Raw genomic sequence first — 13865 nt, 5'->3', positions numbered from 1 at the left:
GCTGAAGGCCACGAAAAGCCAATTGCTTGGCTTTTCGAGCTTCGAACGCCCTGAGCCGGCGAAGGGCCGGGCTGATAATTAGCGAGCCTTGTCGGGTCCCCGCTGCTTTTGCAGCGTCCCGGCGTTCGCTGGCCTTTCATCGTGCCACCGGCACGATGAATTCGCCTGCGGCGAACCGGCTGCTCACCCCCTCAAGGGGGAGGGTACGCCGGCTCTAATCCGAGACCGGCGTATTCTCATCCACATCCACCCGGAAATTGCCTTCCAGGATCTCGGCCTTCTTCTTCTCGACCAAATCCTTCACATCCGCCGGCAGCGTCTTGTCGAACTTGTGATAGGGCGCCAGGAACGAACCACCCTTGGCCATGCGCGAGAAGTCGCCATAGTCCTGCGCGGTGAAGACACCGGCCTTGACCAGTTTGATCGCCTGTTCGACCGTCGGGTACATGTCCCAGACCGGGCCGGTGATGACCGTATCGGGGCCGAGGCTCGACTGGTCTGACATGTTGGAAATGGCGTAGATATTCTTCTCCACCGCCGCCTCGATGACGCCGAAGCGCTCGGCATAGATGACATCGACGCCGGCGTCGATCTGGGCGACCGCCGCTTCCTTGGCCTTGGGCGGGTCGAAGAAGGAACCGATGAAGGCGACCTTCTTCTTGATGTTCGGGTTGACCTCCTTGGCGCCGGCAAAGAAGGCGTTGACCAGCCGGTTCACCTCCGGAATGCCCATCGCCGCGACGGCGCCGATCGTGCCCGACTTGGACATCTTGCCGGCGATGATGCCGGAGAGATAGGCCGGCTCATGGATCCAGTTGTCGAAGACGCCGAAATTGGGTTCGGCCGGGCCGGCGCCGGAGCCGAACAGCCAGGCGGTCTTCGGGAACTGTTTTGCCGTACGGCGCGATTCACGCTCGGCGGCGAAGGCGTCGCCCAGCACCAACTGGTAGCCGCCTTGCGCATATTCGCGCATGACGCGGCTGAAATCGGCGGTCTGCACTTTCTCCGACCATTTGTATTCGATGCCGAGTTCCTTCTCAGCCTTCTGCAAGGCGACGTGGATCTGGTTGTCCCACGGCTCCTCGATCGGCGTGGCGAAGATCGCCGCCACCTTCAGCTTCTTGTCCTTGGCGAATGCCACACTGGGCAGCATGGCCGCAGCCAGCCCGAGTGCGCCGAGTTCCAGCACGTCGCGCCGCGACAGGCCGGTCGATTGCAATTTGTTTTTCCGGTTTTCCATCTAGTGCCCCTCTGTTTGACAGTCGTGTCGAGCCGGCTGTTCTGAAATCAGACGCGGAACTATGGAACGGGTGCGGACTTTTGTCCACATGGTCAAATTTGGCGCGATTTATCGCGAGGCTTTCTCGCCACCGGCCACAGTGATGACACCGACGATGATCAGCCCGGTCAGCAACAGCCGAACGCCGGCGCTGACGCCGAATGTGTTGAGCATGGTCAACAGCAGCACCAGGAACAGCGCCGCGCCCCAGACGCCTGGAACATTGGCCTTGCCACCGGCGACAGAAGTGCCGCCGATGACGACGACGGCAATCGAGGCCAGCAGGTACTCATTGCCGATATCGACATTGGCGCCGCGGAAATAACCGGCAAGCAGCGCGCCATCGATGCCGCCGAGCGCGCCCGACAGCGTGTAGGTGAGAAACCGGGTGCGGCCGACATTGACGCCGGCCAGCCACGCGGCGCGGATGTTCTGGCCGATCGCCAGCACCGAGCGGCCATAGATCATGCGCTGCAAGGCGATAGCCGCACCGATGGTGAACAACACGGTAAGGATCGCCAGAACCGGAATGCCCAGGATCTGCCAGTTGGCAAAATCGGCAAAGCCCGGCGGCGGCTTGATCTGCAGGCCGCGCCCATAGCTGATGTCGATCGACTGGATGATGAAGCTCGCCGACAGCGTCGCGATGATCGGCGGAATGCGCAGCGCCCAGATCAGCAGATAATTGACGGCGCCGATCGCTGCACCGCAGGCGAGCGCCGCCAGCAGCCCGACCACGATCGTGGAATCGCTGCCATCCATCACCTTCATGGCGACGGCGCTGGCGAGCCCGATATTGGCCGGCAGCGACAGGTCGACATTGCCTGGCCCGAGCGTGATGACAAACATCTGGCCGACGCCGACGATGACGGTGAAGACGGCCAGCGACAGTGCTGCCGTGACCATGCCACCGCCGCCGTAGCCGCCGGTGAAGGAGATGGTCGCCAGCCAGACCAGCAACGCGCCGAGGAAGGACCAGATCCAGGGTTTGGCGGCAAGCGATTTCACAAATGTCATCGCTACCTCTCCCTGCGGCTGATCAGGACGCGGGCCGCCAGCACGATGATCAGGATGGCGCCGTTGGCGGCGACCTGCCAATCCGGCGGGATGTGCATGAAGGTGAGCAGCGGCGATGCGGCCAGCGCCAGCGTCAGGGCGCCGAGCACGGCGCCGATCGGCGACACCCGGCCGCCGACGAATTCACCGCCGCCGAGAATGACGCCGGCGATTGCCAGCAGCGTGTAGCCATTGCCGATATTGGCGTCGGCCGAAGTGGTGATGCCGATCAGCGCCATGCCGGACAGCACGCCGAACAGGCCGGTCAGCGCAAACAGCACGATCTTGGTGCGCAGCAGCGACCAGCCGGCGCGCCTGAGCGCCGCCGGATTGCCGCCCGAGCCGCGCAGGATGACGCCATAGGAGGTGCGCATCAGGCCGAAATGCACGACCGCCGCGATCACCAGCGCGGCGATGATCGGAAATGGAATGAAGGGCGGCTTGAACGACATCAGCGACAGAAGCCAGTCCGGCGCCTTGCCGCCGGGCTTGGGCAGCACCAGGATGGCCAGCCCTTGCCAGACGAAGCTCATGCCCAGCGTCACCACAATCGACGGCAGGTTGCGCAGATGGATCAGCGCACCGAGCAGCGCATAGACGCCTATGGCGCCGATGAGCACAATCACACCAAGCAGCGGCGCATCCTTCAGCCATGTCGCGGTGACGCAGCCGACGAAACCGACAAAGGTGCCGATCGACAGGTCAAGCTCATTGCCTGATATAACGAACATCTGCGCGATCGTCGCCAGCGCGATCGGGATCGCCAGATTGAGCATCAGGCTGAAGCCGAAGTAGCTGATGGCGCGCGGGTTGAGCCAGGCAATGGCGATGAGCACCAGCGCCAGCGACAGCGCCGGCAACAGGCTGCGCAGCAGTCGGGCCCGTGCGGCACTGCTGCGCGGCGAGGAAGTAGGGCCGGGAGCGATAGCCGTCATCTCAGGCCGCATCGCCGAATGAGGACTGGATGATCTTTTCCTCCGTCAGTTCGTCGCGCGTCAGATTGGCGACGATGCGGCCATTCTTGAAGACATGGACGTGATCGCAATTGTCGAGCTCTTCGGTCTCGGTGGTGTACCAGAGGAAGGTGCGGCCCTTGGCCGCTTCCTCGCGCACGAGATCGTAGACTTCGAGCTTGGTGCCGATGTCGACGCCGCGCATCGGATCGTCCATCAGCACGATCTCAGCATCCGAGCCCAGTGCGCGGGCAAACAGCGCCTTCTGCTGGTTGCCGCCCGACAACGAAAAAATGTTGTTGGCCATGTCGGGCGTGCGGATGCCGATTTTCTGCTTCCAGAATTCGGCAAGCTCGGCCTCGCGCTGCGGCGAGATCAGCAACCCTTTGCGCAGCCGCGCCAGCGAGCGGATGCCGATATTCTCCGCGATCGACCACTGCGGAAAGATACCGTCCGACTGGCGGTCGCCGGCCACCAGCGCTACCGGCGCGGTCACCTCGATGCCGGTCTTTCTGCGCGTAGCGGCGGCGAAGATCGCCAGCAACAGATCCGTCTGGCCATGGCCGGCAAGCCCGGCAAGCCCGATGATCTCGCCGGCGCGGGCAACAAGCTCCCTGCCGTCCTGCTGCCGTTCGGGCCGCGCCCGCACCCTGATCGGGCTGTCCGCCGGCCTGGCGGCTGCAATCTCCGCCGCAATCTTCTCGCGTGCTTCCGCGCCGCCCATAGTCGCCACCAGCCGGTCGCGGTCGAAAGCCTTTGCCGCGTCCGTGGCAACGACCTTGCCGTCGCGCATCACCACGATGCGGTCGGCATTTTGCAACACTTCGCCCAGCACATGCGAGATCAGGATGCAGCTGCCACCGCCGGCGACGAAACGGCGCACGAAGGCTAGCAGTTGGCCGGCCGTGTGTGCGTCGAGCGAAGAGGTCGGCTCGTCGAGGATCACCAGGTCGAGCGGATCGCGCGTCACCGTGAAGGCACGCGCCACCTCGACCATCTGCCGCCGGCCGATCGACAGGTCGCCGGCAATGTCGTCGGCGGAAATGCCGTGATCCGGGAAAATTTCTTCGAGCTTGGCGGCGATAAGATTAGCGGCTTTGCGCCGCCAGCCGAGGCCGGTCAGCGCTGGATGGTTGATGCGCGTGTTCTCGGCGATGCTGAGGTTCGGGCACAGCGACAGTTCCTGGAACACACAGCGTATGCCGAGTTTTAGCGCGCGCGCCACCGAGTAGTCGATTTCCGCATTGCCGCGCACCGCGATCTGGCCGCCATCCGGCCGCAGCGTGCCGGCCACCATATGCATCAGCGTCGACTTGCCGGCGCCGTTATGGCCGACCAGCCCGACGCATTCGCCTGATACGACATGAAAGTCGACGCCGTTAAGGGCACGAACGGCGCCGAAATGTTTTTCGGCGCCGTTCAGCCTGATGATGTCGGTATTCGCCTTGAGCATGCTCAACGATATCCGGTTGGCAATGCGGACGGCAACCGGACTTGCATCACTTGATGTTGGCTTTGATCGCCGCGATGGCTTCTTCCTGCGTGTATTCGTGGGTGGCGACGCCACCCTCCTTGATCTTCGGCAGTGCGGCCTCGAAATCGTCCTGGGTGAAGGCCAGATACGGCACCAGGAGATCGTGCGGAATATCCTTGCGGCCGTCGAGCACCTGCTGCGCCACCCAGAAGGCGAGCGTCGACACACCTGGTGCGATCGAAGCCGACCAGGTCTTGTAGCCGTCCTTCTCCTTCTGCTCCTTCCACCATTTCAGCTCGTCCTGCCGATTGCCCATGATGATGGTCGGGCGCGGTTTGCCGGCGGCGGCGAAGGCTTGCGCGGCGCCATAGCCGTCACCGCCCTGGTCGACGATGCCGACGACATCCGGCAGCGACGGCAGGATCGTCGCGACCGCCTTCTGCGCCGTCGTCTGGTCCCAGTCGCCGGTCACCGATCCGACGATCTTGAATTCGGGATGGGCGGCGACGCCTTCGAGGATGCCGGCATGGATGGCGTCGTCGATCGAAGTGCCGGCAAGGCCGCGGATTTCAAGCAGATTGCCGCCCTTGGGCTGGAACTTGGCCATCTGCTCGACTTCCTGCTTGCCCATGTCCTTGAAATCGACGACGACGCGGTAGGCGCAAGGTTCGGTGACGATGCCATCGAAAGAGACGACGACGATGCCGGCATCGCAGGCCTGCTTGATGGCGCCGTTGAGCGCATCCGGTGAGGCTGCGTTGATGACGATGGCGTCGTAGCCCTGCAGGATCAGGTTCTGCACCTGGGCTGCCTGGGTCGGCACTTCCTTGTCGGCGGTGGTGAAGATGTCGGCGGCGCCAACGATCTTGTCCTCGACCGCCTTCTTGGTGACGATGCCGTAGCTGTCGAGCATCGCCTGGCGCCACGAATTGCCGGCGTAATTGTTGGAGAAGGCGATCTTCTTGCCGCTGGTGTCGGCCAGCGCCGTGCCCGAGGCGAGCATTGCCGCAAGCGCGCTCAGGACGAGCAGTTTCTTCATGTCATTATCCTCCCATGGATCGTCGGCCCCGCCGACTGTTGCTGATGGTTTTGGCGTTGGCTGCCTGTTTTTTATCTATTGTCAGACAAATGCAGATGCGGCCGCTTGTCAACTGCGATCGGTCACGCTTTGGCGATCAACTTCAGGTGCGATGATTGAAAAGCCTTCATGTGCTGGTCTAGGGAAGGGTCAGGAGACCATGCATGGCAGCGCCGCCGCCGACCCTAGCCCCCAGTGCATCCGAAAAAATGGGCGCGCCCGGAATTCCGGCGCGCTGGACGTCGAGCGCCAAGAGCGGCGTTGGCGCAGCGCTGTCGCCGGCGAGCCGCATCTGGTTCACGCTCAGCCACGGCATCGTCAACGAGGTCTATTATCCCGGCCTCGACAGCGCCTGCACGCGCGACATGGGGCTGCTGGTCACCGGCCCCGGCGGCTGGTTCTCCGAGGAGAAGCGCGACGCCACCCACGTCATCGCGCCATTCGAGGACGGCGTGCCGGCATACCGGCTGGTCAACACCACCCTCCGTTACCGGATCGAGAAGCGCATCCTGGCCGATCCGGCGCGCCCCGCGCTGTTGCAGGAGACCTGCTTCACGCCGCTAGAGGGCAATGCTGCCGACTACCGCGTCTACGCCCTGCTGGCGCCGCATCTGGTCAATGCCGGCATGGGCAACACCGCGTGGGTCGGCGAGCACAAGGGCAAGCCGATGCTGTTCGCCTCCGGGCGCGGCACCTGCCTGGCGCTCGCCTCGTCGCTGCCTTGGGGCGACTGCTCGGCCGGTTACGTCGGCTTTTCCGACGGCTGGCAGCAGCTCAGCCGTGAGGGCCAGCTCGGCCTATCCGGCCAAAGAGCCGAGGACGGCAATGTCGCGCTGACCGGCGAGATCGGTTTCTCCTCAGGCACCAACACGGCCCTGCTGGCGCTCGGCTTCGGTTCGACCCCCGACGAAGCCGCCGAAAACGCCACCGCCAGCCTGAAGCGCGGGTTTGAGCCGGCGGCAACGGCCTATGTCGCGAAATGGCGGAAATGGCAGGCTGGGCTGCTGCCGCTCGACCGCCATGATGCATCCGGCCTCAACACCTACCGTGTCAGCACAGCGGTGCTGGCGACGCACCTGTCGCTGGCCAAGCCCGGTGCTGCCGTCGCCAGCCTGTCGATCCCGTGGGGGTTCAGCAAGGGCGATGACGACCTCGGCGGCTATCACCTGGTCTGGCCGCGTGACCTCGTTGAAACCGCGGGCGGCTTCCTCGCCGCCGGCGACCCCGCGCAGGCGTTGCAGATCCTCACCTATCTCCGCTCGATCCAGCAGCCGGACGGCCACTGGCCGCAGAATGTGTGGCTTGACGGATCGCCCTATTGGCCGGGCATCCAGATGGACGAATGTGCCTTCCCGCTGCTGCTGGCCGATGCGCTGCACCGCGCCGGACATCTGCCGCGCGCCAAACTCGCCGCTTTCATGCCGATGATCGAGAAGGCGGCGTCCTATGTCGTGCGCAACGGCCCCGTTACAGGGCAGGACCGCTGGGAAGAGGATGCCGGCTACAGTCCGTTCACGCTTGCCGTCGAGATATCGGCGCTGCTTGGCGCCGCCGATCTGTTCGAAGCCTCGGGTATGGCGGAGCCGGCTAACTATTTGCGCGAGGTCGCCGACTGCTGGAACGACCAGATCGAGCGCTGGACCTACGTCGGCGGCACGCCGGAGTGCCAGAAGGCCGGCGTCGACGGCTACTACGTCCGCATCGCGCCGGCCGACGCTTCAGGCGCCGCATCGCCGAAGGACGGCTTCGTGCCGATCAAGAACCGGCCGCCGGGCGATACCGACAAGTCGGCCGAGGCGATCGTCAGCCCGGACGCGCTGGCGCTGGTCCGCTTTGGCCTCAGAGCCGCGGATGACCCGCGCATTGTCGACACGGTCACGATCATCGACGCGCAATTGCGCTGCGACCTGCCGCAAGGACCTCTCTGGTATCGCTACACCAGCGACGGCTATGGCGAACAGGCCGACGGCGCGCCCTTCGATGGCACCGGCGAGGGACGCCCCTGGCCGCTGCTCGCCGGCGAACGCGCCCACTACGAATTGGCCGCCGGAAACAAGGACAAGGCGGCAAGCCTGCTCAAGACATTCGAGGCGTCCGCCGGGCCAGGCGGCCTGCTGCCGGAACAGGTCTGGGACGGCGCCGATTTGCCGGAACGCGAATTGCGGCTGGGCAAGCCGTCGGGCAGCGCCATGCCGCTGGTCTGGGCACATTCGGAGCACATCAAGCTGTTGCGTTCGCTGCGCGACGGCGCCGTCTTCGACATGCCGCCGCAAGGCGTCAAGCGCTACATCGAGGGCAAGACCGGTTCGCCGCTCAGGATATGGCGCTTCAACAACAAGCTGCGCACGATGCAGGCCGGCAAGAGCCTGCGCATCGAATTGCTGCAGCCGGCGCTGATCCGCTGGAGCGGCGACCATTGGCAGACCATCCACGAAATCGACACAGCCGAAAACGCGCTGGGCGTTCATCTGGCTGACTTGCCCGTGGCCGATATTCCGCCGGGTAACACGATCATCTTCACTTTTTTCTGGCCCGACGGCAACCGTTGGGAGAATGTCGACTTCACCGTCGGCATTGAAGAACTAACTCGCCAGTAATTTTCTTTCCTCCAGCGACTGGGACAACACCATGCAGATCGGAATGATGGGACTGGGCAGGATGGGCGCCAACATGGTGCGCCGCCTCATGCGCGACGGCCATGAATGCGTCGTCTACGACATCGACCCGGCAAGCGTTGCCACCCTGGTCGCCGACGGCGCCATCGGCGCCGCCTCGATGGAGGAGTTTGTCGGCAAGCTGTCCAAGCCGCGCAGCGCCTGGCTGATGCTGCCGGCGGCAATCACCGGCAAGATCGCCGACCAGGTGGCAGCACTGATGGAGCCCGGTGACATCATCATCGACGGCGGCAACTCCTACTACCACGACGCGGTCGACCAGGCCGCCGAGCTTGCGGCCAAGGGCCTGCACTATGTCGATGTCGGCACCAGCGGCGGCGTCTGGGGCCTGGAGCGCGGCTACTGCCTGATGATCGGCGGCCCCGACGTTGCGGTCAAACATCTCGATCCGATCTTCGCCACGCTGGCGCCCGGCGCCGATGCCGGCGCCACGCCGGACAAAGCTGCGGGGACCGCACCCTTCGGCTATCTGCATTGCGGACCGAGCGGCGCCGGTCATTTCGTCAAGATGATCCACAACGGCATCGAATACGGCGTCATGGCAGCCTACGCCGAAGGCATGAACATTCTGAAATCGGCCAATGCCGGCAAAAGGCAGCGCACCGCGGATGCCGAGACCAGCCCGCTGGAAAACCCGCAATACTACCAGTTCGACATAGACCTGCCGCAGGTTGCCGAAGTCTGGCGCCATGGCAGCGTAATCGGCTCCTGGCTGCTCGACCTCACCGCCGGCGCGCTGAAGAGCGACCCCGGGCTGGCTCAGTTCGGCGGCCGCGTCTCGGACTCCGGCGAGGGACGCTGGACACTGAAGGCGGCGATCGACACCGGCGTGCCGGCGCCGGTGCTGTCCTCGGCGCTGTTCGACCGCTTCTCCTCGCAAGGCGAATCCGAATTCTCCGACAAGCTTTTGTCGGCCATGCGCTATGCCTTCGGCGGGCATGTCGAGAAGCCGAAGGCCGGCAAGTGAAGCCGACAGGGGAGACGAACGCATGAGCCAGGACCGGTCCGACACGCTGGTGCTCTTCGGAGCAACCGGCGACCTCGCTCACAAGAAGATATTTCCGGCGCTTTACCAGATGGTCGCCAAGGGGACGCTGGCCGAGCCGGTGATCGGCGTTGCCTTCGATGCCTGGGACATCAAGCAGCTGCAGGCGAGAGCCCGCGACGGTATCGTCAATGCCGTCGGCAAGATCGACGAAAAAGTCTTCGCCAAATTTGCCAACCTGCTGCGCTATGTCAGCGGCGACTACCGGGACGGCGCGACCTTCGCAAAGCTGAAGACCGCGCTCGGCTCGGCGCAGCGGCCGCTGCACTACATGGCGGTGCCGCCAACCATGTTCGAGACGGTGGTTCAGGGGCTGGAACAGTCCGGTACCGCCCATGGCGCGCGGCTGATGGTGGAAAAGCCGTTCGGCCACGATCTGCAGTCGGCGCGCTGGCTGAACCGGGTGCTGCATCTGGTGTTCGACGAGCAGTCGATCTTCCGCATCGACCATTATCTCGGCAAGGAAGCGATCCAGAACCTGCTCTATTTCCGCTTCGCCAATTCCTTTCTCGAGCCGATCTGGAACCGCAACTTCGTCGAAAGCGTGCAGATCACCATGGCCGAGGATTTCGGCATCGAGGGCCGTGGCAAGTTCTATGACGATGTCGGCGCTATCCGGGACGTGATCGAAAACCATCTGCTCAACATCCTGCTTCTGCTCGCCATGGAGCCGCCCGTCGGCCGCTCGGCCGACGATCTGATCGACGAGAAGGTGCAGGTGCTGCGCGCCATCCGCACGCTGACCAAGGATGACGTCGTGCGCGGCCAGTTCACCGGCTACCTCGCGGAGCCAGGCGTGAAGCCGAACTCGCCGGTCGAGACCTTTGCCGCGGTGCGCTTCATGGTCGACACATGGCGCTGGCAGGACGTGCCGTTCTTCATCCGCACTGGCAAGAACATGCCGGTGCACGTCACCGAAGTGATCGTGCGGCTGAAGCGGCCGCCGCTCGACGTCTTCGATCCGATCAAGCCGGGCGATGCCAATTACGTCCGCTTCCGCATCGACCCGCAGGTGGCGATCTCGATCGGGGCGCAGCGCAAGGCGGCCGGCGACGACATGGTCGGCGAGCAGGTCGAGCTCACCGCGCTCGACGACTCGAAGGGCGACATGCCGCCCTATGAGCGGCTGATCGGCGACGCCATGAACGGCAATGGCCAGCTGTTCACCCGCCAGGACGCAAGCGAGCTTGCCTGGCGCATCGTCGGCCCGGTGCTGGGCGACACCACACCGCCGCATATCTATGAGCCGAGGACCTGGGGCCCGGCCGACGCCATGGCCAGCTTCGGCCCGCCCAACGGCTGGATCAATCCGACTTGAGCAATTCCAGGAAAAGTGTGAGCGGTTTTTCCGTCCGGAATTGCGTAAAAACAAAGAGTTGGAGCATCCCCCGTTTCCCTGAAACGGGGGATGCTCCAAGTGAGCGGAGGAAACGACATGGCCAAGGCAGCCAAGCCCGCGACGGCCGGGGCCGAACCGATCGTGCTGACGATCGATGTCGGCGGCTCGCATGTAAAAATCCTCACCAGCGCCGGCGGCGAACCGCGCCGCGCCGATTCCGGACCGGACCTGACGCCGCAGCAGATGGTCGCCACGGTGAAGACGCTGGCCGAAGGGCTGGCCTATGATGTGATCTCGATGGGTTATCCCGGCCCTGTCAGGAACAACAAACCGTCGCTCGATCCCGCCAATCTCGGCAAGGGCTGGGACGGCTATGACTTCGCAGCCGCCTTCGGCAAGCCGGTCAAGGTCGTCAACGATGCGCTGCTGCAGGCGATTGGCAGCTACGATCGCGGACGCATGCTGTTTCTCGGCCTCGGCACCGGCCTCGGTGCGGCGATGATCCTCGACAATGTCGGCCAGCCAATGGAACTGGCGCATCTGCCCTACCGCAAGGGCCGCAGTTTCGAGGACTATATCGGCGAGCGCGGCCTGGAGAAATACGGCAAGAAGAAATGGCGCAAATACGTCTTCGACGTCGTCGAGCGGCTGCGTGCGGCCCTGCAGCCGGACTACGTCGTCATCGGCGGCGGCAATGTCGACAGACTGGATGAATTGCCCGCCAAATCCAGGCGCGGCGACAATACGCGCGCCTTCGAGGGCGGCTTTCGACTATGGCGCGACCGGGCGCTGATCGTCCGATAGTATTGAGATTCAGTATAGTTGTTCAAAATAACGTGTGACGCGACACGAAGTCATTGCGTTACGCAGGTTTGGCGATTAGAGCGGTTGCACCGGATGGAATCATCTGGCGCAACCGTACAAATGCGGCAAGACAAATGACTAGAGCGGATTTCCCGCTCCGCAGGACAGCTCTGGACGTTTCCGCCACCCCCTAGCGACGGAGAGATAAATTGGCCGACGACAGCAACGACTCTGACAAGGACATCGACCTGCTCGAACTAACCGCCCATATCGTGTCCGCTTACGTCGAGAAGAACCGCTTGCCCGTTGCCGGCCTGAGCGATCTCATCGCCAGCGTTGCGGCATCGATCGGCGGGCTCAGCCAACCGCCGGCTCCGGTGGCGCCGCCGCAAATCCCAGCCGTCAATCCCAAGCGGTCGGTGACGGCGGACTACATCATCTGCCTCGAAGACGGCAAGAAATTCAAATCGCTGAAGCGCCATCTCGGCGTCCATTTCAACCTGACGCCGGAAGCCTACCGCACCAAATGGGGCCTGCCGGCCGATTATCCGATGGTTGCCCCCAACTACGCGGCGTCGCGCTCCGAGCTGGCCAAGTCGATTGGCCTCGGCCGCAAGGCCGCCGCGGCCGCGCCGGCCAAAGCCAAGGGTCGCAAGGCCAAAGTCCCGGCCTGATCAACTGCGCTCGGCGCTGAGCCAACAGTTTGGACGGCTGGAACAGAAGCCTGCCGGCGAATGAGCTAGAGCATGATGCCGAAAAGTGTGAAGCGGTTTTCGGACGACATCATGCTCTCTCTTTGATTTAGAGACGGATTCAGATTTCAGGGCGAAAAGACCTGAAATCATCCGACTCTTGGCAGGCTTCGTGCTTTTATGGCTTGTACCTCTGAAATGTCAGGACTTTGGGGGAGCAGCCATGAACTATGCCAGAATGGTGATCGAGAAAGAGGCGCCGGAGGAATACGGCTACGATCGCATCCGCTATAACCTTTCCGAAAGCTCGATCGCCGATCAGAAACTCTCCGACATCGGCCTGTCGCTGCCGGACCTCACTTTGTTCTATGGCGAGCATCGTGGTGACAAGGAGCTGCGGGCGCTGATCGCGGCGCAGGACAAAGGCATCTCCGCTGACGATGTACTGGTCACGGCCGGTGCGGCCGGCGCGCTGTTCATCATCTCGACCTCGATTTTGTCCGAGCGCGACCATCTCGTCGTCGTCCGTCCGAACTATGCCACCAACATCGAGACACCCAAGGCGATCGGCTGCGCCATCTCCTATGTCGACCTCGACTTCGACAGAGGTTTTGCCATCGATGTCGGCCGCGTCGCGGCCCAGCTGCAACCCAACACCAGGCTGATCAGCGTCACCTGCCCGCACAACCCGACCGGGACGATGATGGCCCGGGCCGATCTCGATGCGCTGATTGCGCTCGCCGAAGCGAGCAACTGCCATCTGCTGGTCGACGAGACCTATCGCGACCTCTCGTACGGACAGCGCCTGCCGGGGGCGGCCTCTCTCAGCCCCAAGGCCATCAGCGTCTCGTCACTGTCGAAAGCCTTCGGCATTCCCGGCATTCGCATCGGCTGGCTGATCACCAGGGATGCCGAGCTGCAGGAGCGCTTCCTCGCCGCCAAGGAGCAGATCGGCATTTGCGGCAGCGTCATCGACGAAGGCATTGCGCGCGGCATGCTGGAGCGCCGCGACGCCTTCCTGGCCGCACTGCTGCCCGAAATGGCCAAGCGCCGCGACATCGTCCAGGCCTGGATCGACCGCGAACCCCTGGTCGACTGGGTGCGGCCGCAAGGGGGCGTCGTCGGCTTTCCCAGGCTGAATGTCGGCTCCGACTTCGACCTCGACCGTTTCTACGTCAATCTGCTGGAAAGCCACGGCACCTATGTCGGCCCAGGCCACTGGTTCGACATGCCGAAGCGATTTTTCCGCATCGGATTCGGCTGGCCGAAAGAGGCGGAATTGCAGGGCGGTTTGCAGGCTATCTCCGCCGCACTGAGGGAATGATTTTCCATACCGTTCCGTCAAACGGACCGGAAATCCCTTGATCCCAGATTGATTCAGGCGCACATGCCCCGGCGAACTTAGTTCCCTGGCCGGAACAGCGCCCATCGTGGAAGTGCCCCGCCGGCCAAGTCTTTACAACGGGGCCT

At 63.7% G+C, this 13865-nt stretch carries 11 protein-coding genes; 6 read left to right on the top strand and 5 right to left on the bottom strand.

The features are described 5' to 3' along the window. Nucleotides 1–214: 214 nt before the first annotated feature. The 5 genes from AC04SG_RS17090 to AC04SG_RS17070 form a co-directional block, all read right to left on the bottom strand. A complete protein-coding gene (locus AC04SG_RS17090; protein ID WP_488551983.1) occupies nucleotides 215–1240 on the bottom strand; it encodes a BMP family protein in 1026 nt (341 codons plus the stop codon). A gap of 108 nt (nucleotides 1241–1348) precedes the next feature. Continuing rightward, nucleotides 1349–2296 carry an ABC transporter permease gene (locus AC04SG_RS17085; RefSeq protein WP_488551982.1) on the bottom strand — a complete coding sequence of 316 codons (948 nt, stop codon included), beginning with the start codon at nucleotides 2294–2296 and terminating at the stop codon, nucleotides 1349–1351. 2 nt (nucleotides 2297–2298) lie between these two features. Then, nucleotides 2299–3270 carry an ABC transporter permease gene (locus tag AC04SG_RS17080; protein WP_488551981.1) on the bottom strand — a complete coding sequence of 324 codons (972 nt, stop codon included), beginning with the start codon at nucleotides 3268–3270 and terminating at the stop codon, nucleotides 2299–2301. 1 nt (nucleotide 3271) lies between these two features. Then, nucleotides 3272–4741 (bottom strand): sugar ABC transporter ATP-binding protein, encoded by a 1470-nt coding sequence (locus AC04SG_RS17075; protein WP_488551980.1) that lies wholly within the window; start codon nucleotides 4739–4741, stop codon nucleotides 3272–3274. A gap of 46 nt (nucleotides 4742–4787) precedes the next feature. Then, a complete protein-coding gene (locus tag AC04SG_RS17070; RefSeq protein WP_352586523.1) occupies nucleotides 4788–5801 on the bottom strand; it encodes an ABC transporter substrate-binding protein in 1014 nt (337 codons plus the stop codon). A gap of 203 nt (nucleotides 5802–6004) precedes the next feature. Here AC04SG_RS17070 and AC04SG_RS17065 point away from each other — a divergent pair, with 203 nt between their 5' ends. The 6 genes from AC04SG_RS17065 to AC04SG_RS17040 all read left to right on the top strand — a co-directional run bounded on the left by AC04SG_RS17065 (nucleotide 6005) and on the right by AC04SG_RS17040 (nucleotide 13719). Beyond that, nucleotides 6005–8437 (top strand): glucan 1,4-alpha-glucosidase, encoded by a 2433-nt coding sequence (locus tag AC04SG_RS17065; RefSeq protein ID WP_488551979.1) that lies wholly within the window; start codon nucleotides 6005–6007, stop codon nucleotides 8435–8437. A 31-nt stretch (nucleotides 8438–8468) separates the two neighbouring features. Beyond that, a complete protein-coding gene (gene gnd / locus AC04SG_RS17060) occupies nucleotides 8469–9482 on the top strand; it encodes a phosphogluconate dehydrogenase (NAD(+)-dependent, decarboxylating) (protein WP_488551978.1) in 1014 nt (337 codons plus the stop codon). Nucleotides 9483–9504: 22 nt separating this feature from the next. Next, the gene (gene zwf / locus AC04SG_RS17055; RefSeq protein WP_488551977.1) at nucleotides 9505–10878 is read left to right on the top strand and encodes a glucose-6-phosphate dehydrogenase; all 1374 of its coding nucleotides are present in this window, start codon (nucleotides 9505–9507) and stop codon (nucleotides 10876–10878) included. A 117-nt stretch (nucleotides 10879–10995) separates the two neighbouring features. Continuing rightward, nucleotides 10996–11703 (top strand): ROK family protein, encoded by a 708-nt coding sequence (locus tag AC04SG_RS17050; protein ID WP_488551976.1) that lies wholly within the window; start codon nucleotides 10996–10998, stop codon nucleotides 11701–11703. Between the two features lie 209 nt (nucleotides 11704–11912). After that, entirely contained in the window at nucleotides 11913–12377 is a 465-nt protein-coding gene (locus AC04SG_RS17045) for a Ros/MucR family transcriptional regulator (RefSeq protein ID WP_142867293.1), read from the top strand. 241 nt (nucleotides 12378–12618) lie between these two features. Beyond that, entirely contained in the window at nucleotides 12619–13719 is a 1101-nt protein-coding gene (locus tag AC04SG_RS17040; protein ID WP_488551975.1) for an aminotransferase class I/II-fold pyridoxal phosphate-dependent enzyme, read from the top strand. Nucleotides 13720–13865 lie beyond the last annotated feature (146 nt).

The organism is Mesorhizobium sp. CNPSo 4684 (assembly GCF_057784315.1).
The sequence above is the reverse complement of the archived record's forward strand: the minus strand, read 5'-3'. Positions and strand labels throughout refer to the sequence as shown.